Origin of the sequence: Pantoea sp. 18059, from assembly GCF_902706165.1 — a bacterium.
Classification (GTDB): Bacteria; Pseudomonadota; Gammaproteobacteria; order Enterobacterales; family Enterobacteriaceae; genus Pantoea; species Pantoea agglomerans.
In genome coordinates this window covers 196,925-218,645 of sequence record NZ_CACSJS010000002.1, presented here as the reverse complement: position 1 = coordinate 218,645, position 21,721 = coordinate 196,925, and the positions used below count along the sequence as shown (strand labels likewise).

Genomic DNA, 21,721 nt, shown 5'->3' with positions numbered 1-21,721 from the left:
GCCATGCAACAGAAAATTGTTCAGCAATCTGATGGCTATCTGAATAAAACGCCGCTGTTCCAGTTCATTCTGCTGTCGTGCCTCTTTCCGCTCTGGGGCTGTGCGGCGAGTCTTAACGATATCCTGATCACCCAGTTTAAAAGCGTATTTGCCCTGAGCGACTTTGCCAGTGCGCTGGTGCAGAGTGCCTTTTATGGCGGCTATTTTCTGATTGCGATCCCCGCGTCGCTGGTGATCCGCAAGACCAGTTACAAGATGGCGATCATGATCGGCCTGGCGCTCTACATCGCCGGCTGTATCGCCTTCTATCCCGCCTCGCACATGGCGACCTACACCATGTTCCTGGCAGCGATATTTGCCATCGCCATCGGCCTGAGTTTCCTGGAAACCGCCGCCAACACCTACAGCTCGATGATTGGCCATCGTGATCACGCCACGCTGCGCCTCAACGTCAGCCAGACCTTCTATCCGATCGGTGCGCTGATGGGGATCGTGCTGGGTAAATATCTGGTATTCCAGGATGGCGACAGCCTGGAGAGTCAGATGGCGACCATGACGGCAGAGCAGGCGCATGCGTTCCGCCTGACGATGCTGGAACACACGCTGGAGCCCTACAAATATCTGGTGATGGTGCTGGTGGTGGTGATGCTGCTGTTTATGTTCACCCGCTATCCGCGCTGTAAACCCGAAAGCAGCGAGATGTCGCGCCCCTCGCTGGGCGAGACTTTCCGCTATCTGGCTGGCAACCGACACTTTAAACGCGGAATTGTGACCCAGTTCCTCTATGTCGGCATGCAGGTGGCCGTCTGGTCGTTTACCATTCGTCTGGCGCTGACGCTGGGGGCGACTAATGAACGTCACGCCTCGAACTTTATGATCTACAGCTTCATCTGCTTCTTTATCGGCAAGTTCGTGGCGAACTTCCTGATGACCCGTTTCCGCGCAGAGAAGGTGCTGATTGCCTATTCGGTGCTGGGCGTGCTGACGCTGGCTTATGTGATGCTGGTGCCGAACTTTACCGCCGTCTACGCCGCCGTTTTTGTCAGCGTGCTGTTTGGTCCCTGCTGGGCGACGATCTACGCGGGAACGCTGGCGACGGTCGATAACAAATACACCGAAGTCGCGGGCGCGTTTATCGTGATGGCGATTGTCGGTGCGGCCTTTGTCCCGGCGCTGCAGGGCCTGGTTTCGGACTCACTGGGTTCAATGCAGCTGGCATTTGGCGTCTCGCTGCTCTGTTTCGCCTGGGTCGGATTCTACTTCTATGGCGAACTGCGCCATAAAAAACAGCCGGTTGCGACCGGTCGTCTGGCGGAGGAGTTACCATGAAAACCCGTTTACCCTTAGCGCGTGAACAGTTTCACACCACACCCTGGGTGCTGCTGGAGAGCGATGATTTCCGGGTTGAGCTGTTTCGTTATCCGGCGGGCATTGAGGCGGTGCGCATTCATAACCGACGCGGCAGCGTGACCGTGCTGCCGTTTCTCGGGCAGATGATCTGGGACGCAGAGTTCGACGATCATAACCTGACCATGGGTCACAGTTTTAAGCAGCCGCTGCCCGCAAATTCGATCATCGACACCTATGGCTGTTTCGCGTTTCATTCGGGACTGCTGGCCAACGGCTGTCCCGCACCAGAGGACGATCATCCGCTGCACGGTGAGATGGCCTGCGCCCGCATGGACAGCGCCTGGCTGGTGCTGGAGGATCAGACGCTGTCGCTGGAAGGGGAGTGTGAATATGTCAAAGGCTTCGGCCATCACTACCTGGCCGCACCCGCCGTCCGCATTCCGGCCGATCAGTCCCGGCTGACGATTGAAATGACAGTCACTAATCTGGCTGGCGCGCCGATGCCGCTGCAGTATATGTGTCACCTCAACAGCGCGTGGATCGATCAGGGCCGCTTCCGGCAGTCGATCCCCGAACAGGCATTCCAGCTGCGTCGCTCGATCCCGGCGCATCTGCGACCAACGCCCGCCTGGCGGGATTACACCGATCGGCTGGCGCGCGATCCGCAGGCTTTACAGCAGCTCGATCAGCCGCAGCTCTGCGATCCGGAGATCGTCTTCTTCGCGGACGATCTGCCGCAGTATGGCGATGAGGTGCAGTTTGAGTTGCATGCGCCGCAGGGCTATGCGCTGATGACGCGCTTCTCTACCGCACAGTTCCCGCACGCCACTCGCTGGCTGCTGCACAACCACGATCAGCAGGTGGCGGCCTATATTCTGCCCGCCACCTGCCGGCCAGAGGGCTCTCTTGCCGCGCAGCAGGCTGGCACGCTGATCACCCTGGCGCACGGTGAACAGCGCCACTTTTCTGTCGAGACCGGCTTACTCTGAGCCGGGTTTAAATTGCCACCAGGCCGCGCACACCCTCTGCTTCCATGGTGTCGCCGCGGCCACGCTGCACAATTTCTCCGCGCGACATCACCAGATAGCTGTCCGCCAGCTCCGCCGCGAAGTCATAAAACTGTTCCACCAGCAGGATCGCCATATCTCCCCGTTGCGCCAGCTGGCGGATCACCGCGCCGATCTCTTTGATCACCGAAGGCTGGATCCCTTCGGTCGGCTCATCAAGGATCAACAGCTGAGGCCGACAGGCCAGCGCCCGGCCAATCGCCAGCTGCTGCTGCTGACCGCCAGAGAGGTCGCCGCCCCGGCGTGACTTCATCGCCAGCAGCACCGGAAAGAGCTGGTAGATCTCCTCCGGCACTTCACGCGCCTGCGCAGCCGGAAAGCGTGACAGCCCCATCAGCAGATTCTCTTCCACCGTCAGACGCGGAAAGATTTCCCGCCCCTGGGGCACCCAGGCGATGCCAGCCTGCACCCGCTGGTGCGGCTTGCGGCCATTCATGCGCTGCTGCTGCCAGTGAATCTCGCCCGACTTCGCCGGGATCAGCCCCATCAGGCATTTCAGCAGCGTGGTCTTCCCAACGCCATTGCGCCCCAGCAGACAGGTGATTTCGCCAATCTTTACCTCAAACGACAGGCCGCGCAGAATATGACTGCCGCCATAATATTGATTCAGTTCAGTAACCTGTAACATTTCAGCGCCCCAGATAAACGTCGATAACCTGCTCGTTGGCCTGCACGTCGCGCAGCGAACCCTCGGCCAGCACCTGACCCTGATGCAGCACCGTCACGTGGTCGGCAATGGTTTCGACAAAGCCCATGTCATGCTCCACCACCATCAGCGAATGCTTGCCCGCCAGGCTGCGGAACAGCTCGGCGGTGTAGTCCGTTTCGGCATCGGTCATGCCCGCGGCCGGTTCATCCAGCAGCAGCAGATGCGGCTCCTGCACCAGCAGCATGCCGATCTCCAGAAACTGCTTCTGGCCATGCGACAGCAGGCCCGCGCGACGCTGGCGTTCGCCGCCCAGCCGCAGCAGTTTCAGCACCTCATCAATGCGGTCACGCTGTTCGCCGCTGAGGCGGGCGCGCAGGCTGGCCCAGACCGATTTATCGGCTTTAAGCGCGATCTCCAGATTTTCGAACACGGTTAACGCCTCAAACACCGTGGGCTTCTGGAACTTGCGGCCGATCCCGGCGCGGGCGATCTCCACCGGCGAGAGACGGGTCAGATCGCTGTCCTGGTCGTAGATCACCCGGCCGGCATCGGGCCGGGTTTTGCCGGTGATCACATCCATCAGCGTGGTTTTGCCCGCACCGTTGGGGCCGATCACGCAGCGCAGTTCCCCGACGCCGATCTGCAGCGAAAGATCGGTCAGCGCCCGGAAGCCTTCAAACGACACGCTGATCTTCTCCAGTTGCAGCACCGGATCGCGCTGCACCCGATGGCGATCCGCCAGTTGAGTTTGGGTAAACAGGGCATCACTCATTTTTTCCTCCGGCGCAGCAGGCCAATCACGCCGTGCGGCAGAAACAGCGTGACCAGGATAAACATCAGCCCCAGGAAAAAGAGCCAGTATTCGGGGAAGGCGACGGTGAAGAAGCTGCGTGCGCCGTTCACAATCGCCGCGCCCAGCAGCGGGCCTATCAGCGTGCCGCGTCCGCCCAGCGCCACCCAGATCGCCGCTTCAATCGAATTGGCCGGTGACATCTCACCCGGATTGATAATGCCGACCTGCGGCACATAGAGCGCCCCGGCCAGGCCGCACAGCACGGCGGAGAGCGTCCAGACAAAAAGCTTGAAGCCGCGCGGGTCGTAACCACAGAACATCAGGCGGTTCTCCGCATCCCGCACCGCAGTCAGCACCCGGCCAAATTTGCTGCGCGCCAGGGCGAAGCCGATCGCCAGGCTCAGCAGCAGCAGCAGCACCGTGGCGATAAACAGCCCGATACGGGTGGGGGTTGCCGTCACCGAAAAGCCGAGCAGGGTGGTAAAGCCGGTAAAGCCATTGTTGCCGCCAAAACCGGTTTCGTTGCGGAAGAACAGCAGCATCCCGGCGTAGGTCAGCGCCTGGGTCATGATGGAGAAGTAGACGCCTTTAATCTTCGAGCGAAAGGCGAAGAAGCCAAAAATCAGCGCCAGCAGGCCCGGCACCAGCATGCTCAGGCAGAGCGCCCAGACGAAATAGTCGGTGCCGGTCCAGAACCAGGGCAGTTCACGCCAGGAGAGAAAGGACATAAAGGCGGGTAAACCCTCGCCTGCGGCCTGGCGCATCAGATACATGCCCATGGCATATCCACCCAGAGCGAAAAAGAGGCCGTGGCCCAGCGACAGCAGTCCGGCGTAGCCCCACACCAGATCCAGCGCCACCGCGACCACCGCGTAGCAGAGGATTTTGCCGACCAGCGTCAGGGTATAGGTGGAGATCGCCAGCGGATGCGTAGCGGGCAGCAGGGCCAGAAACGGCATCACCAGGAGCACCACGGTAATCGCCAGGCCGATGCTGATGGTCAGGCGCGGCGCGGTGCGCGCCACGCGAAGCGTGATGGGTTGCGTCATCAGTCAGTCACCCTTCCTTTTACCGCAAACAGCCCCTGCGGACGTTTCTGAATAAACAGCACGATAATCACCAGAATCAGGATCTTGCCCAGCACGGCGCCAATCTGCGGCTCCAGCACTTTGTTGAGAATGCCCAGGCTGAACGCGGCAACCACGGTGCCCGCCAGCTGACCGACGCCACCCAGCACCACCACCAGGAACGAGTCGATAATGTAGCCCTGGCCCAGCTCCGGTCCGACGTTACCGAGCTGCGACAGCGCCACGCCACCCAGCCCGGCAATGCCCGAGCCGAGTCCAAACGCCAGCATATCGACGCGGCCGGTCGGCACGCCGCAGCAATCCGCCATGGCGCGGTTCTGGGTCACGGCGCGCACGTTCATGCCAAGGCGGGTCCGGTTCAGCAGCAGCCAGGTGAGCGCCAGCACAAACACCACAAACAGGAACACCGCGATGCGGTTCCACGGCAGCACCAGATTGGGCAGCAGCTGTAAGCCGCCGGAGAGCCACGCCGGATTCGCCACCTCCAGGTTTTGCGCCCCGAACAGCACCCGCACCAGCTGGATCAGCATCAGGCTGATCCCCCAGGTGGCGAGTAGCGTCTCCAGCGGACGGCCATAGAGATGGCGGATCACCGTGCGTTCCAGCGCCATGCCGATGGCGGCGGTGACCAGGAAGGCGACCGGCAGCGCCAGCAGCGGATACCAGGCTAAATAGTGCGGCGCAAACTGCTGAAACAGGCTCTGTACCCACCAGGTGGCGTAAGCACCGAGCATCAGCATTTCACCGTGCGCCATGTTGATCACCCCGAGCAGGCCATAGGTGATCGCCAGACCCAGCGCGGCCAGCAGCAGTATGGAACCCAGCGACAGGCCGCTGAAGGCCTGCCCCAGCAGATCGCCCCACATCAGCCGTTTCTGAATCTGTTGCAGACTTTCCGCCGCGGCGGCCCGCACCGTGGCGTCCGGCTCATTCGCGGGCTGGGTCAGGCGTTGCAGGCTGGCTTGCGTATTGGGATCGCTGGACTCACCCAGCAGTTTCACCGCCCGCAGGCGCACCATCGGCTCGCCATCCGCCAGTTGCAGGTTCGCCAGCGCCAGCGCCAGTGCGGCATGAACCCGGCTGTCCTGCTCGGCGGCAAAACGCTGCTCCAGCAGCGGCAACTGGTCGGCAACGCCCTCACTTTGCAGCTGCTGCGCTGCGCGCAGACGCAGGGCCGTATCGCTGCTCACCAGCTGGTGGGCGGCCAGCGCGTTGTTAACCAGCACGCGCAGGCGATTGTTCATAAACAGCTTTTTCAGGTTTCCCGTGGGCTGCGCCATCGCATCCAGCGGCTGCAGCGTGGATCCCTGCTGGCTGAACGGCTGTTTATTCTGGTCGATGACCACCGTTTCGGCATGCAGCGCTTCCAGCAGCGGCAGACGATGGCTGTCCGGTGCGGCGGCCCACTGCTGCAGCAGCGTGGCCTGCTGACTGCGGCTGGCGGCGGCAAAGTCAGCCGCCGGTCCGGCACTGGCCAACAGCGGCATCAGCAGCAGCAGGCTGAAAAAGCAGCGACATAGATTCATAAAAGGAGCCTCGTCAGGGGAGGGCAGCACGGCGGGGTGCCGTGCTGCCGCTTCACAGCGGGTGACGCTGCGTATCTATCAGCAACCCGCGATTACTGCGCGGTCTTCACCGGGTGATCGGGTTTTTTGTCGTTACCGGCAATGTACGGGCTCCACGGCTGCGCACGTACCGGCTGATCGGTCTGCCACACCACGCTGAACTGGCCGTTCTCTTCCACTTCGCCAATCATGACCGGCTTATGCAGATGATGGTTGGTCTGATCCATGGTCAGGGTAAAGCCATCCGGCGCTTTAAAGGTCTGACCGGCCATCGCCGCCCGCACTTTGTCCACATCCGTGGTGCCCGCTTTTTCCACCGCCTGCGCCCACATATGAATGCCAACATAGGTCGCTTCCATCGGGTCGTTGGTGACGACGGTGGCGGCGTTCGGCAGGTTATGTGCTTTGGCATATGCGCGGTAGTCGGCGACAAACTTCGCGTTGGTCGGATTATCGATAGACTCGAAATAGTTCCAGGCGGCTAACTGACCCACCAGCGGTTTGGTGTCGATGCCGCGCAGCTCCTCTTCGCCCACCGAGAAGGCGACCACCGGAATGTCAGTGGCTTTAATCCCCTGGTTCGCCAGCTCTTTGTAGAACGGCACGTTGGAGTCGCCGTTGATGGTCGACACCACCGCCGTTTTGCCGCCAGCCGCAAACTTTTTGATGTTGGAGACAATGGTCTGGTAGTCGCTGTAACCAAACGGCGTGTAGACCTCTTCGATATCTTTATCCGCCACGCCTTTGCTGTGCAGGAAGGCGCGCAGGATCTTGTTGGTAGTACGCGGATAGACATAGTCGGTACCAAGCAGGAAGAAGCGTTTCGCGCTGCCGCCATCTTCGCTCATCAGGTACTCCACCGCCGGAATCGCCTGCTGGTTAGGCGCAGCGCCGGTGTAGAAGACGTTGGGTGACATCTCTTCCCCTTCATACTGCACCGGATAGAACAGCAGGCCGTTCAGCTCTTCAAACACCGGCAGCACCGATTTGCGCGACACCGAGGTCCAGCAGCCAAACACCACCGCCGCCTTATCCTGAGTCAGCAGCTGCCGTGCCTTCTCGGCAAACAGCGGCCAGTTAGAGGCGGGATCGACCACCACCGGCTCCAGCTTTTTCCCCAGCACGCCCCCTTTGGCGTTGATCTCATCAATGGTCATCAGCGCCACATCTTTCAGCGGCGTTTCCGAAATCGCCATGGTGCCGGAGAGCGAATGCATGATCCCCACTTTGATGGTGTCAGCCGCCTGCACACTCCAGGCGAACCCCATGCTGACAACGGTGGCGGAGAGGGCGAAAGCCTTGATCAACGAACGTCTTTTCATCATCTGAAACCCCTGAGTAGTTGTTGTGTTATTCGGTGAGCTGGAGCCGGGCCTGCTGAAGGCGGTGCAGCGTGATCTTTCTGACCTCCGCCTTACTCACGGCGATGTGATCGGTCAGGATGCGTTGCGCCCCGGCGGTCTGCTGCTGAAAAATCGCCTGTAAAATCTGTGCATGTTCCTGATAAGTGGCACAGATGCGATCGTCACGAGTGAAGTCGAGCCGGCGGATAATGCGGATCTTCTCGGTGAATTCGGCGTGAATGCGTGCCATCTCCGGGTTACCCGCTGCCGCCACCAGCGTCATGTGAAACGCTTCGTCATGCTGCGACACCACCAGGCCCTCTGTAAGCGCCTCCGCCTCGCACCAGAACTGGTTCAGTTCGTTTAACAGCTCGGCACACTGCGGCGCGGGCAGGGCGCAGAGGCGTTTGACCGCCTCGCACTCCAGCACGGTGCGCAGGTCATACAGCGATTCGAACCAGGCGAAATCGAAGTTCTTAATCTGCCAGCCGCTGCGAAACCAGACGTCGACAAAGCCTTCGCGTTCCAGCCGGAACAGCGCCTGACGGACCGGGGTGCGGCTGACCGCCATCCGTCCGGCGATTTCGCTTTCGCTGAAGCGATCGCCGGGCATCAGGCGAAAGGCGAAGATATCGGCCTTCAGCGCCTGATAAACCCGTTCCGCCAGCGCTTCCGGGCGGGCTTTAGGGGAGTGGGGTTGCGTTGTCATTACCGCTCCTTATTCCAGCCACAGCAGGTTATCGCCAGGACTGACCGGACGGCCCGCCTGGCAGGCAATCCGCGTCACACGACCGGCCTGCGGGGCGACAATCGCCAGCTCCATCTTCATCGCCTCCACGATAATCAGCGTCTGCCCGGCGCTGACCTCGTCGCCCGGCTGCACCAGCACTTTCCAGATGTTGCCATTGAGATCTGCCTGCACCGCCAGCCCGCTCTCCTCCTCTTCGCTGACGCTGGCGCGCGTTTCATCCTCCGGCGACGCGTTCTGCTCCTCCTGCGCCCATAGCTGCACTTCCTGTTCAAAAGCGGCGGCCTGGCGCTGGCGGAACGCTGCAATTTCAGCGGCGTGGTCGGCGAGGAACTGCTGGTGGGCGGCAAAATCAAACTGCGTCTCTTCAATACGAAGGCTGGCGCGGCCTTCGCGGAAATCTTCGCGCAGCTGGGTCAGTTCGGTTTCACTCACCGGATAGAAGCGCACCTGATCGAAGAAGCGCAGCAGCCACGGCGCATCGGTAGCGAACTGCGGATTTTTCAGGAAGGTGTTCCAGATGGGCAGCGTGCGGCCCACCAGCTGATAGCCACCGGGCGAATCCATGCCGTAGATGCACATGTACATGCCGCCGATCCCTACGGTACCTTCGGCGGTGAAGGTGCGCGCCGGACTGTATTTGGAACTCAGCAGGCGATGGCGTGGATCGATCGGAACGGCACAGGGCGCGCCAAGGTAGACGTCGCCCAGCCCCAGCACCAGATAGCTGGCGTTGAACAGGGTATCGCGCACCTCATCGCGGCTGCTTAAGCCGTTAATCCGCTGGATAAAGTCCACGTTGTTGGGCAGCCAGGGGGCGCTGGCGCGCACCGTCTCCTGATAGCGGCTGACGGCGCCCAGCGTGGCGCTGTCTTCAAATGCCATCGGCATCCACACCACGCGGGAGGGCACTTTCAGCGTGCTGACGTCGCCCAGCGTCGCTTCCAGCGCCAGCAGCAGCGACATCAGCCCGGACTGGTGAATGATGCGGCTGTCGTAGCGCACCTGCAGCGAACGCACGCCAGGCGACAGCTCCTCTACGCCAGGCTCCGCCTGCGCCGTCAGCGCATTCATCAGCAGATGGACACGCAGACGCAGCGCCAGATCCAGTACGTTGTCGCCATACTCAATCAGCACATATTTGTCGCCCGCCTGGCGATAGACCACTTTCGGCGTGCTGGTCGTGGCCTCCAGAGCGGCCAGAATCGTGGCGGAGCCGTGGGCGGTTTCGGCCAGTGACGGCACGGCAAACGTGGGCGGATGCTCAGGGCGCAATGTCTCAATCAGATGCATCTGCGCTTTTTCCCGCGCCAGCGCATCGTCTGCGGTGATGGGGTGGAAGCGGATGGTGTCGCCAGGTTTAACCTGGCCCACTTTCCACAGCTCGGCTTTGGCGATGGTCACCGGACAGACAAAGCCGCCGAGGCTTGGGCCGTCGTGCGTCAGGATCACCGGGAAGTCGCCGGTGAAATTGACCGCGCCAATGGCATATTCACAGTCGTGAACGTTGGAGGGATGCAGGCCCGCTTCGCCGCCGTTGGCGCGGGTCCAGGTCGGTTTCGGGCCGACCAGCCGCACGCCGAGGCGGTTGGAGTTGTAGTGCACCTGCCAGTCACTGGCAAAGAACGCATCGATGGCGGCCTGGGTGAAGAAATCCGGTGCGCCGTGCGGGCCGTAGAGCACGCCGATGCGCCACTCGCTGCCGTAATGTGGAATCAGCGCCGCATCGAGCGGCTGCGGATCGCTGACCGGGGCAGGCGTGGTGCAGGCTGCCCGCTCAGGCTGGGAGATCGCCAGCATATCGGCAACCCGCAGGGTGCGTCCGGCGTGACCGCCAAACTGGCCCAGCGAAAAGGTGCTGCGGCTGCCCAGATACTCCGGCACGTCGAAGCCGTTACGCACGGCCAGATAGCTGCGGCAGCCCGTCCGGGCGCGTCCCAGCGCCAGAGTCTCTCCCGCTTTCACCGCCAGCGGCTGCCAGGTGCTGACCGGTTCGCCCTCCAGCGTGGCGTCGCAGTCAGCACCGGTCAGCGCCACGATGGCATCACAGTGGAAACGCAGCGTCGGCCCCTGCAGGGTAAATTCCAGCCCCGCCGCCGCGTCATGATTACCGACGATGCGGTTAGCCAGCCGAAAAGCGAAGTCATCCATCGGGCCGGAAGGCGGCACGCCGATATCCCAGTAGCCGAGGCGGCCAGGATAGTCCTGAACCGAACTGAAGGTACCGGGTTGCAGCACTTCCACCACGGAGGAGGCAGGCACCACGCTGTCGAGGTAGCGCGTCCAGACGTTGCCGCTGCGAAACGCGTCGCTGGCGGTAATCTGGCGCAGATAGTCGAGGTTGGTGGCGATGCCGTGCAGCTGAGTGGCATCCAGCGCATGGAGAAGTTTTTTCAGCGCCGCATCGCGGGTGTCGGCATGCACGATCAGTTTGGCGATCATCGGATCGTAGAAGCTGGAGACCTCGCTGCCGGTTTCGATGCCGCTGTCGACCCGCACGCCGTCAGGGAAAGTTACGCCGGTTAGCAGGCCGGGGCTGGGTTGAAAGTTCTTGAGTGGATCTTCCGCATAGAGCCGCACTTCAATGGCGGCGCCCTGCGGCGCCTGCTGCAGACGTGACCAGTCAACCGCATCGCCCGCCGCCACCTGCAACATGCACTCCACCAGATCGAGTCCGGTGACGCACTCAGTGACCGGATGCTCCACCTGCAGGCGGGTGTTCACTTCCAGAAAGTAAAAGGCCTGCTGGTCGACGTCGTAGATATACTCCACGGTGCCTGCGCTGCGGTAGTTCACCCGCTCGCCGAGCCGCACCGCCGAGGCGAGCAGGGCGTCACGCGTCGCCGGAGACAGACCGGGCGCGGGCGTCTCTTCCACCACCTTTTGATTGCGGCGCTGCAGTGAGCAGTCGCGTTCACCCAGCGCGACCACAGTGCCGTTACCGTCACCAAAAATCTGCACTTCTACGTGGCGGGCGCGATCGATGCAGCGTTCCAGAAACACGCCCGCATCACTGAAGAACTGCTCGCCAAGACGGCGTACGCTCTCCCAGGCGCTGGCGAGCGCTCCGGCGTCGGCACAGCGCGTCAGGCCAATGCCGCCGCCGCCCGCCGTGCTTTTCAGCATCACCGGATAGCCGATCTTATTGGCCGCCTGCATCGCCTCCTCCAGCGACGCAAGCAGCGGTGTGCCGGGCGTCATTGGTACACCCGCACTGGCTGCCAGCTCACGGGCACGGTGCTTAAGGCCGAACTCACCAATCTGCTGCGCGGTGGGGCCGACAAAGGCGATCCCCGCCGCTTCACAGGCTTCGGCAAACGGCTGGCTTTCTGAAAGAAAACCGTAGCCCGGCCAGATAGCCTGGGCGCCGCTCTGCTGAGCCGCCGCCAGAATTTTGTCGATGCGCAGATAGCTGTCGCTGGCTTTATCGCCGCCCAGCGCGATAGCGATATCCGCCTGCTTAACGTGCTGCGCGTTGCGGTCAGTATCTGAATAGACCGCGACACTTTTGACGCCAAGGCGCTTCAGCGTCCGAATGGCGCGGCAGGCGATTTCGCCGCGATTGGCAATCAGTACGGTGGTGAACATGATCAGTGACTCCCCTGTGATGCCAGCCAGTTGCGCCAGCCGCCCGTCTCAGTAATCTCCAGCGCGTTGTTCAGCGCCGCACCTTCGCAGATAAAGCCTTTCACCACCCGGCCATCCGCCAGCGTCAGACTGCCGATGCCCAGCGGTGCGGGAATCTCCGCCACAAACTCACCAAAGCGCGCCAGCGGGATATCCCACAGCTCCACGGTGATAGCGGCGCCCTGTTCGTCACGCATCAGGCCGGGTTTTTTGATCGCGCCCTCCAGCAGGGCAAACAGGCGATAGTGTGGCGCGGTCTTCGTCTCTTCCACCCAGACGGCATGGCGATCGGTGAGCTGAAAATTAAGCGGCATTCCGGTGAGATGCGCGCCCACCACCGCCAGCCGGACATGGTCGGCGGAGGCGGGCAGGCTGGTGCGCCAGGCAGGGCAGGGCCGGCCGGTCGCGCCCAGCGGCAGAGCAAGCTGCTGCTGCCAGCGAATGCCAAACTCAGCCAGCGCCCGATCGTGCCAGGCGGGCGCAATCAGCGTGATGCCTGCCGGGAGATCGTCATTGCGGAACGGTGCGGGCAGCGCCAGCGCGGCGAGGTCGGCAAGGTTGGTAAAGTTGGTATAGGTGCCAAACTGCGAGTTGTAGTGAATCGGCTCCTGCTTCATCTCCTCCAGGGTATGAATCGTGGGCGAGGTCGGCACCACCAGCGCGTCAAACTGTGCCAGCGTCTGCTGAATCTGGCGCGTCAGTTCGGCCCGCAGATACTCCGCCTTATAGGCGTCGACTGCGCTGTATTTCAGGCCGCTGGCAATAATCTCGTGTACCACCGGATCCATCTCCGCCGGGCGATCAAGCATCCCGCCCACCGCCGCCGTGCGTTCGGCGACCCAGGCACCGTAGTAAAGCTGTTCAGCCAGCTTCCGGAACGGGGTGAAGTCGATAGGGTGCAGCGTCACGCCACCCGCCTGCAACGCCTCCAGCGCCTGGTCCCAGGCGGCTTCGGCGGCGGCATCATCAAAAAACTCCGGGTTCAAAGGTACCGCAAAATGGGGATGAACCGGCAGGCTGGCCGGGGCGGTGCGCGGATTAATGCGCGAATAGGCGTCACCGGCATCATAGCCACCCATGACGCTGGCGACGCTAAAGGCATCTTCTGCAGTCAGCGCAAACACGGAAATCGTGTCGTTGAGGCGGCAGGCGGGCACCACGCCGCGTGCAGAGAACCAGCCCTTGGTCGGCTTCAGTCCGACAATATTGTTAAAGCCCGCCGGAACGCGGCCCGATCCCGCGGTATCGGTGCCCAGTGAAAAGGCGACCAGCCCGCGCGCCAGCACCGACGCAGAGCCGGAGCTGGAGCCGCCACTGACGTAATCGGCATCAAAAGTGTTACTGACCGCGCCAAACGGGGAGCGGGTGCCCACCAGGCCGGTAGCGAATTGATCGAGGTTGGTTTTGCCGATGACTATCGCGCCGGCGGCTTTCAGCCGGGTGACCGCTACCGCGTCTTCGCTGGCGGTATAGGTAAAGGCGGGGCAGGCGGCGCTGGTCGGCCAGCCCGCCACATCAATGTTGTCTTTGACGGCGAAGGGAACACCAAACAGCGGCAGCGATCCGGGATCGCGCTGATAGTGCGCCAGCAGTGGCTCAATCTGAGCCGCTAACTGATCCGGTGTCGCCAGATAGATCCAGGCATTATCGTGTGTGTCGAGAGCCGCCAGGTGTGCGCTCAGCAGCGAAGTAATCTGTTGCGGCGCCTGCTGATAGCGCTGCTGCCAGGCGTGAAGCGTCAGGCCAAAGGTTGAAGTCATACGAAGAATTCCAGCTGGTATACAAGATGGAATTCAACAGAGCAAAGGCTGTGCCACTTTTTTAACGCAATGATTCAACAGTTTAATGCGTGTAGTGATAAGATTTTCTGATGATAATTTGCACAATTACGGCGCGCGCGCTGAACGATGACGGTGCGTTTACCTTTCGTGTGCGTAAATTTTGTGAAGAACATGGCAAGAGTCCGGTGGCCTGGTTAGCATGAAGACTGTCTGGCAACTCGCCGGCCCCAGCAACAGAGGAGATTTACGTGGTGAAGTGGCGTAACTGGATAATAGGGATCTGCATGGCCGGCACGGCCAGCAGCGCATGGGCCGATTCGCTTGATCAACAACGGCAACGTTATCAACAAATTAAACAGGCCTGGGACAGCAATCAGATGGCCACCGTGGATCAGCTGTTGCCCACGCTACAGGATTATCCGCTCTATCCTTATCTGCAATATCGCCTGCTGGCACAGGATCTCGATCAGGAGACCACCCTGGCGGTACAGAACTTTATTCGCCAGTATCCAACGTTGCCACCCGCGCGTTCGCTCAGCACCCGCTTTATTAATGTGCTGGCTTACCGACAGGACTGGCAGGGTGTGCTGAACTTCAGTCCGACCGAACCTAAGCCGGTGCAGGCACGCTGTAACTGGTATTACGCCAAATGGGCCACCGGTCAGCAGCAGGCCGCGTTTGACGGCGCGAAGCAGATCTGGCTGCGTGGCACGGCGCTGCCCGCGGACTGCGATAAGCTCTTTTCGGTCTGGCAGGCGTCCGGTCAGATTTCGCCAATTACGATCCTGGAGCGTATCCGGCTGGCGATGAAAGCAGGCAACGACAGCCTGGTGAGCTATCTGGCGAAAACGTTGCCTACTGACTATCAGACCATGTCTGACGCGATACAGGCCCTGCAGCAGGATCCGTTAACGGTCAGCACCTTCGCCAGCGCTGTCGGGCCAACCGATTTTACCCGCCAGGCAACGATTTACGCCTTTACGCGTGTGGCGCGGCAGGACATGGAAAATGCCCGCAGCCTGATTCCGATCCTGGTCCGGGCGCAGAAGATGGGGCCGGAGGATGAGCAGGCGCTGAAGGAGATTGTGGTCTGGCGCATGATGGGCAGCGATCTCACCTCTGAGCAGGCACGCTGGCGCGATGCGGTGGTGATGAACAGCGAGTCTACCGCGCTGGTAGAACGCCGGGTACGACTGGCACTCTCTCAGCATGACCGACGCGGCCTTAACACCTGGATCGCCCGTCTGCCGCTGGAAGCCAAAGAGAAAGATGAATGGCAGTACTGGCAGGCCGATCTGCTGTTTGAGAAAGATCGCAAAGAGGAAGCGGAAGAGATCCTGCGCAAACTGATGCAGGCGCGTGGCTTCTATCCAATGGTGGCCGCACAGCGGCTGGGCGTTGACTACCCGTTGCAGGTGGATGAAGCGCCGAAGCCTGACAGTGCCACGGTGCAGGGACCGGAGCTGGCCCGCGTTCGCGAGCTGATGTACTGGGGTCTGGATAACCTGGCGCGCAGCGAGTGGAGCAATCTGATCGGCAGCCGCACGCACACGCAGCAGCAGATGCTGGCGCGCTACGCCAATGAGCAGGACTGGTGGGATCTCAGCGTGCAGGCGACCATCACTGCCAAAATGTGGGACAGCCTGAAAGAGCGTTTCCCGCTGGCGTGGCAGAGCGTCTATGAGCGCAACACCGCGGTGAAGCAGATCCCGCCGAGCTATGCGATGGCGATTTCGCGTCAGGAGAGCGCCTGGAATCCGAAAGCGCGTTCACCGGTCGGCGCCAGCGGTCTGATGCAGATTATGCCTGCCACGGCGGCGCATACCGTGAAGATGTACAACATCCCTGGCTACAGCAACACCAGCCAGCTGCTCGATCCGGAAACCAATATTCAGATCGGCACCCAGTATCTGGAATATGTCTATCAGCAGTTCAATCAGAACCGGATTTTCGCCTCGGCGGCCTACAATGCCGGGCCGGGCCGGGTGCGAAGCTGGCAGAAAACCAGTGCAGGCAATCTTGATGCCGTCGCGTTTATCGAGACCATCCCGTTCTCTGAAACGCGTGGCTATGTGAAGAATGTGCTGGCGTACGACGCCTACTATCGTCACTTCATGGGCAAGCCTGACAAGATCCTGTCAGATGCTGAGTGGAATCGCCGTTACTAGCTGTGCTAAGCTTCCGTACTCTTTAGCGAGTACGGAAGCCTCTTCATGACCCATTCTGATTCCCCCACCGATGCGCATCCGGCAGAAGATAGCTGGCAGCGCTTTGTCGTGCTGATGCAGCAGGCCTTTGCTGATGGTCATGCGCTGCCACTGATGCAACTGATGATGACGCCCGACGAGCGGGAAGCGTTCGGCACCCGTCTGCGGATTATCGAAGAGTTAATGAACGGCGAGATGAGCCAGCGCGAACTGAAAAATGAGCTCGGCGTTGGCATTGCGACCATTACACGAGGCTCGAACAGCCTGAAAGAGGCGCCGCCGGAGCTGAAACGCTGGCTGGAGGCGCGTCTGGGACGCGCCTGATCACTGCTGGTAAAGCGGATGGATGAACGGGCAGAGCGCCAGAATCAGTGCCTGATGATAGACACTGGAGCGGCTGAGCAGGCCGTTTGTGAACGCCCCGATAGCGCCACCCTGGTGTTTAATATTTTCGATGCCGGTTAACCGCGCCATCTCGTCGCCCAGCTCCCGCCCTTCACGCAGACCCGCCAGCACCACCGGCGGCAGGGTGAAACTGGCCGAGCGCGATTCGCCGCGCTGCTTCTGATTTTCTACCACCATCCAGGCAAACGCGCTGTCATCTTCGATGCCCGCCTCAATCGCTACCCAGAACGCCGCTTCTGGCCGGACCTGCCGGGCATTCATCACGCGCTGACGTGCGCCAGTTCGCGTTTCGAGATGGGTTAACGGTTGTGCTGCTACGCCGCTATCGACCTCGACCCCTTCAATATGGCAGGATCCCTCGCCGAAAACGTCGTTGAATGCCTGAGCAATCGCATGAATTTTCGCTGGATTGGTGGTGGCTGCGACAACATGGTACATAATTGGTTGAACCCTCAGGTGATTAAGCGCCTGGTCCATCGGGCTGTTTGATTTGTCATTCTGAACCCGGGCAGTGCTCACAATCCTCACGTACTTTCCGTACGCGCCGGTTGTTTCGCGCTCTCCGTGTGCAGACTGACTGCAACAATGACGCCTGATGGGGTAAGCTCTAAAGCGATTTTTGTCGCAGTATAACGGAAACTAACATGCTACAGGTCTATCTTGTTCGTCACGGTGAAACGGTATGGAATGCGGAGCGTCGCATTCAGGGTCAGTCCGACAGTCCGCTGACGGAAAAAGGTGAGCAGCAAGCCTGGCAGGTGGGTGAGCGCGTGAAACATCTGGGCATTACGCACATTATTGCCAGCGATCTGGGGCGAACGCGCCGCACCGCGGAGATTATTGCGGATGCCTGCGGTTGCTCAGTCACGCTTGATCCGCGGTTGCGTGAGCTGAATATGGGGGTGCTGGAGAAGCGTCCGCTGGATGGCTTAACCGCGGAAGAAGAGCAGTGGCGCGCCACGCTGGTCAACGGCACCGAAGGGGGCCGTATTCCTGAAGGGGAGTCGATGACTGAGATGGCGACGCGCATGCACGCCGCGCTGAATGCCTGTCTTGATCTTCCAGCCGGAAGCCGTCCACTGCTCGTCAGTCACGGTATGGCGCTGGGGGCGCTGGTCAGCACGATTCTCGGTCTGCCTGCCTATGCGGAACGTCGTCTGCGTCTGCGTAACTGCTCACTCTCACGTGTTGATTATCAGCAGAGCGCCTGGCTGGCAGAAGGCTGGATTGTCGAGACGGCGGGGGATATTTCCCATCTGGATGCGCCTGCACTCGACGAGCTTCAACGCTGATTTACTTAAAAGGCTGCCGTCGCGATGACGGCAGCCTTAACGTCAGCTGGCTACGGTCTGGCGGCGAATGGGAATCAGATATTCGCAACGGATCTCGGTCGGTGGCTCAGCGCGTTTTTTACCGCCATCGGTGTAAAAGCGTTCGATGTCCTGTCCCTGACGACGGGTCAGCCCCAGCGTCGGCATGCAGGTGCCGTAGAGCAGCAGGATAAACTCCTGCAGATTGACGCGCGGGCCGGTATAGGTGAACTGCACGTAGTCGCCCGCTTCCAGAATCACGTTCTGCCCGGAGTGCAGGTTGACCGCGCTGTCAGCAGGCACCGCCGTGGTGTAGAGAATCTCCTGCTCGTCATCTTTGTCCTGGCTGGCGCGCACCTGATGCAGGCCATACAGTACCGGCGGCACCGTATCGGTTTCCAGCAGGAACTGCTTCCAGAAGTGCATACGCATCTCGTCGCGGTAGCTGGAAATCTGCTCCAGAATACAGGTGTAGTTCTGGGTTTGTCCTACCAGCACCGTCTCCGGCAGGGTGACGTATGCCGGTTCCGGCTGCGTCTCATCGTCCAGCCGAATAGGGGGACGAATACCGAATGAGTTCCAGTCGGAAGAGCGGCGATACCACGCTGGTGTCTGAGCAAACTGTTTTTTGAATGCGCGAGTAAAAGTCTGTTGTGAATCAAAACGATACTGCAGTGCGATGTCCAGAATCGGGCGGCTGGTCAGGCGCAGCGCCACGGCGGCTTTAGACAGACGACGCGCACGAATATAGGCACCTATTGCGTGTCCGGTTACGTCTTTAAACATCCTCTGTAAATGCCATTTAGAGTAACCGGCTTTCTGGGCAACATTGTCCAGTGAAAGGGGTTGATCCAGATGGCTCTCCAGCCAGACAAGCAAATCGCGAATGATACCGGCTTGGTCCATAAAACATCCTCATACTCTGGTGGTGCAGCTAAACGCATTCGAAGAATATTAGCACTCATTGCTCAAAAGACGTGGGCCGTTTTCCGGGGAAGGTTGTGCTAAATCAGTACGGGCTTCAACCCGTTTTGGTTTGGTCATTAACTCGATTAACAGTACATTACATTCTCATCTATTCCATTTGCAATGGTAACTCCATGACAATATTCCGACTTATGATCGCTGCGCTGACCACGCTGACCTTTTCCAGCCCGCTGTTTGCCGAACAGATTGGCTCTGTTGATACGGTATTCAAGATATTCGGGCCTGACCACAAGATTGTCGTTGAGGCTTTCGATGATCCGGACGTTAAAAATGTAACCTGTTATATCAGCCGGGCGAAAACCGGGGGTATTAAAGGCGGACTGGGTCTGGCAGAAGATACCTCTGATGCCGCGATCTCCTGTCAGCAGGTGGGGCCGGTCGAACTGAGTGATAAAATCGCGCAGGGCAAAGCAGAGGGTGAAGTGGTATTCCGCCAGCGCACCTCATTGATCTTCAAGAAGCTGCAGGTTGTACGCTTCTTCGACAAAAAGCGCAACGCCCTGGTCTATCTGACCTATTCCGATAAAGTGGTTGATGGCTCACCGAAAAATGCGATTAGCGCTGTGCCAATTATGCCGTGGCACTGATCATGCCGTCACACTAAGGACAAAAAAAACGCCCGCAGGGGCGTTTTTTATTTGCCGCGTCTGACAGGGGTTTAATCCTGCAGGTCACCGCAGAAGCGATAACCTTCACCATGAATGGTGGCGATGATCTCTGGCGTGTCCGGCGTTGATTCGAAATGCTTACGAATACGACGGATGGTGACATCGACAGTGCGATCGTGTGGCTTGAGGTCGCGGCCGGTCATTTTTTTCAGCAGATCGGCACGGGTCTGAATTTTACCCGGGTTTTCGCAGAAGTGCAGCATGGCGCGGAACTCACTGCGTGGCAGTTTGTAGTGCTCGCCGTTCGGGTTGATCAGTGAGCGGCTGTTGATATCCAGCTCCCAACCGTTGAACTTGTAGCTCTCTACCTGACGACGCTCTTCGCCTGGCATGGCCAGATTCATGGTGCGCGACAGCAGGTTGCGGGCACGAATAGTCAGCTCACGCGGATTAAACGGTTTGGTGATGTAGTCGTCAGCGCCAATTTCCAGACCAAGAATTTTATCGACTTCGTTGTCACGGCCGGTCAGGAACATCAGGGCGACATTGGCCTGCTCACGCAGTTCACGGGCCAGCAACAGGCCGTTTTTACCGGGCAGGTTGATGTCCATGATGACCAGGTTAACGTCATTGTCGGTCAGCACCTGATGCATTTCAGCACCATCAGTCGCCTCATACACCACATAACCTTCCGCCTCAAAAATACTCTTGAGGGTATTACGCGTGACCAGTTCGTCTTCAACGATAAGAATGTGCGGGGTCTGCATGTTTAGCTACCTAAAATTTGCCAACAAATTGAAAACAGGGCGTACAGCGGTATGGCGTTCTCCATCATCGAGAGCGGCGGGCCGCGCTGAACCGTTGTACGAAATCATATTTTGATAAGCCATCTATCAACGTCAACAACAGTATTAGCTCAGCCAGTCAGGATGAAAATTGCATGCCCCGGGCGTTAATGATAATGGCGCATATCCTAACTGTATTAACAGCAACCTAACAGCACCAACTACAACCGATAAGCATAAAAACAACGCTTCGTTGACTTATATCAAATGCAATTGTAGCACGTTAACACTTTTGTGAAAAACTTCTCGCAGATTGCCTGTTTAGCTCACAAAAAGCATCATTTTCGTTACATTTTTTACGCAGTCGGGCCAAAATAAAACCCGCCGGAAATCACATTCTATCTCGTTGAAGTTAAATGCTTTAATAATGATTTCTTTAATAAAGCTCGTTTCAGGGATAAAAAGATTCAGGCCATCACTTTTAACCAGTTTTAACATGGTTAACACACGATTTTCTTATTACCTTCTGGCGACTGAATCATTAACAGCCATGTTAATATGGCGTGATGTTAATGGACCAATGGAATAAATATGCTTTTTCCCCTGATTCTCGTCTCGCCCGCGCGGCCAGAAAATATCGGCGCTGCGGCGCGTGCCATGAAAACCATGGGATTCAGTCAGCTGCGCATCGTTGCCAGTGACGCCTGGCAGGATCCCGCCGCGCGCCGGGTGGCACATGGTGCCGGCGAAATTCTCGACAACGTTCAGACCTTTGCAACCCTGGCCGACGCGTTAGCGGACATCGATTTTTCGGTCGCGACCACCGCGCGCAGCCGGGCAAAGTTTCGTTATTACGCCACACCGGAGCAGGTTGAAACGCAATTGCTGGAGAAACGCCAGTGGGTAAACAGTATGGCGCTGGTGTTTGGCCGCGAAGATAGCGGGCTGACCAACGAGGAGCTGGAGCTTGTAGACCTGCTGACCGGCATCCCGATGGCGAATGACTATCCTTCACTCAATCTCGGACAGGCGGTGATGGTCTACTGCTATCAGCTGTCGAAGCTGAATCAGGTTGAGGCACCAAAAGCCTCTGCGGCGGATGGGCAGCAGTTGCAGGCGCTGCGTCAGCGTTTCCATCAGCTGCTGGCGCAACTGGAGGTCAGTGATGATGAGAAGCTGTCAGACTGGATCGATCAGCGGGTGGGGCTGCTGGAACAGCGCGACAGTGCGATGCTGCATCGTCTGCTGCACGATATTGAAAAAAAACTCACAGATAAATCCTCGGCAAAAAGCTGATTTTACAGCAACAGATCGCAGGGAATTTCTGCATCGCAACCGATCGAACAGCGTTTTACGCTTTCACCGGTGGCTGTGCGCAGTGGTGGAAATCTGTCCGCCGGACAAATCG

General features: G+C 59.5%; 18 protein-coding genes. 7 read left to right on the top strand and 11 right to left on the bottom strand.

The genetic code is table 11. From position 1 onward, the window contains the following. Positions 1 to 3: 3 nt before the first annotated feature. Positions 4 to 1,329 carry an L-fucose:H+ symporter permease gene (gene fucP, locus GVJ63_RS07785; protein WP_022625375.1) on the top strand — a complete coding sequence of 442 codons (1,326 nt, stop codon included), beginning with the start codon at positions 4 to 6 and terminating at the stop codon, positions 1,327 to 1,329. Further along, complete coding sequence (locus GVJ63_RS07780; RefSeq protein WP_159226656.1) at positions 1,326 to 2,339, top strand: aldose 1-epimerase family protein; 1,014 nt, start codon at positions 1,326 to 1,328, stop codon at positions 2,337 to 2,339. The genes fucP and GVJ63_RS07780 overlap by 4 nt, the downstream gene beginning before the upstream one ends. Positions 2,340 to 2,346: 7 nt before the next feature. On the opposite strand, the gene urtE is transcribed toward GVJ63_RS07780, so the two are convergent. The 8 genes from urtE to atzF form a co-directional block, all read right to left on the bottom strand. Beyond that, positions 2,347 to 3,045 (bottom strand): urea ABC transporter ATP-binding subunit UrtE, encoded by a 699-nt coding sequence (gene urtE / locus GVJ63_RS07775; RefSeq protein ID WP_010253632.1) that lies wholly within the window; start codon positions 3,043 to 3,045, stop codon positions 2,347 to 2,349. A gap of 1 nt (position 3,046) precedes the next feature. Further along, the gene (gene urtD / locus GVJ63_RS07770) at positions 3,047 to 3,838 is read right to left on the bottom strand and encodes an urea ABC transporter ATP-binding protein UrtD (RefSeq protein WP_010671705.1); all 792 of its coding nucleotides are present in this window, start codon (positions 3,836 to 3,838) and stop codon (positions 3,047 to 3,049) included. Continuing rightward, positions 3,835 to 4,908, bottom strand: coding sequence for an urea ABC transporter permease subunit UrtC (gene urtC, locus GVJ63_RS07765; protein ID WP_061901775.1), 1,074 nt, complete (start codon positions 4,906 to 4,908; stop codon positions 3,835 to 3,837). Before urtC ends, urtD begins: the two co-directional genes overlap by 4 nt. Then, positions 4,908 to 6,473, bottom strand: coding sequence for an urea ABC transporter permease subunit UrtB (gene urtB / locus GVJ63_RS07760; protein ID WP_159226655.1), 1,566 nt, complete (start codon positions 6,471 to 6,473; stop codon positions 4,908 to 4,910). The genes urtC and urtB overlap by 1 nt, the downstream gene beginning before the upstream one ends. A 92-nt stretch (positions 6,474 to 6,565) precedes the next feature. Then, complete coding sequence (urtA, locus tag GVJ63_RS07755; protein WP_033756912.1) at positions 6,566 to 7,834, bottom strand: urea ABC transporter substrate-binding protein; 1,269 nt, start codon at positions 7,832 to 7,834, stop codon at positions 6,566 to 6,568. 28 nt (positions 7,835 to 7,862) lie between these two features. Beyond that, entirely contained in the window at positions 7,863 to 8,564 is a 702-nt protein-coding gene (locus GVJ63_RS07750) for a GntR family transcriptional regulator (RefSeq protein WP_159226654.1), read from the bottom strand. Positions 8,565 to 8,573: 9 nt separating this feature from the next. Next, entirely contained in the window at positions 8,574 to 12,191 is a 3,618-nt protein-coding gene (gene uca / locus GVJ63_RS07745) for an urea carboxylase (RefSeq protein WP_159226653.1), read from the bottom strand. Positions 12,192 to 12,193: 2 nt separating this feature from the next. Then, on the bottom strand, positions 12,194 to 13,990 hold the full coding sequence (gene atzF / locus GVJ63_RS07740) for an allophanate hydrolase (protein ID WP_159226652.1): 1,797 nt from the start codon (positions 13,988 to 13,990) through the stop codon (positions 12,194 to 12,196). A gap of 269 nt (positions 13,991 to 14,259) precedes the next feature. Between atzF and sltY the strand changes: the two genes are divergently transcribed. Both sltY and trpR read left to right on the top strand, forming a co-directional pair. Beyond that, positions 14,260 to 16,179, top strand: coding sequence for a murein transglycosylase (sltY, locus tag GVJ63_RS07735; protein ID WP_033756501.1), 1,920 nt, complete (start codon positions 14,260 to 14,262; stop codon positions 16,177 to 16,179). A gap of 45 nt (positions 16,180 to 16,224) precedes the next feature. Beyond that, entirely contained in the window at positions 16,225 to 16,542 is a 318-nt protein-coding gene (gene trpR, locus GVJ63_RS07730; RefSeq protein WP_010253656.1) for a trp operon repressor, read from the top strand. Here trpR and yjjX read toward each other — a convergent pair whose 3' ends face one another. Next, on the bottom strand, positions 16,543 to 17,061 hold the full coding sequence (yjjX, locus tag GVJ63_RS07725; RefSeq protein ID WP_010671697.1) for an inosine/xanthosine triphosphatase: 519 nt from the start codon (positions 17,059 to 17,061) through the stop codon (positions 16,543 to 16,545). It abuts the gene before it with no gap. 206 nt (positions 17,062 to 17,267) lie between these two features. Here yjjX and gpmB point away from each other — a divergent pair, with 206 nt between their 5' ends. Further along, positions 17,268 to 17,915: a 2,3-diphosphoglycerate-dependent phosphoglycerate mutase GpmB gene (gene gpmB, locus GVJ63_RS07720; protein WP_010253664.1), complete on the top strand. Its 648-nt coding sequence runs from the start codon at positions 17,268 to 17,270 to the stop codon at positions 17,913 to 17,915. A gap of 42 nt (positions 17,916 to 17,957) precedes the next feature. Here the strand turns inward: gpmB and robA are convergent, their stop codons facing one another. Continuing rightward, positions 17,958 to 18,839, bottom strand: a complete 882-nt coding sequence (robA, locus tag GVJ63_RS07715; RefSeq protein ID WP_010253667.1) for an MDR efflux pump AcrAB transcriptional activator RobA — start codon at positions 18,837 to 18,839, stop codon at positions 17,958 to 17,960. A gap of 194 nt (positions 18,840 to 19,033) precedes the next feature. Between robA and creA the strand changes: the two genes are divergently transcribed. Continuing rightward, the gene (gene creA / locus GVJ63_RS07710; RefSeq protein WP_010253671.1) at positions 19,034 to 19,507 is read left to right on the top strand and encodes a protein CreA; all 474 of its coding nucleotides are present in this window, start codon (positions 19,034 to 19,036) and stop codon (positions 19,505 to 19,507) included. 71 nt (positions 19,508 to 19,578) lie between these two features. Here the strand turns inward: creA and arcA are convergent, their stop codons facing one another. Next, on the bottom strand, positions 19,579 to 20,295 hold the full coding sequence (gene arcA, locus GVJ63_RS07705) for a two-component system response regulator ArcA (protein WP_010253677.1): 717 nt from the start codon (positions 20,293 to 20,295) through the stop codon (positions 19,579 to 19,581). Between the two features lie 609 nt (positions 20,296 to 20,904). Between arcA and GVJ63_RS07700 the strand changes: the two genes are divergently transcribed. After that, on the top strand, positions 20,905 to 21,609 hold the full coding sequence (locus tag GVJ63_RS07700) for a tRNA/rRNA methyltransferase (RefSeq protein ID WP_064703485.1): 705 nt from the start codon (positions 20,905 to 20,907) through the stop codon (positions 21,607 to 21,609). Positions 21,610 to 21,721: the final 112 nt, after the last annotated feature.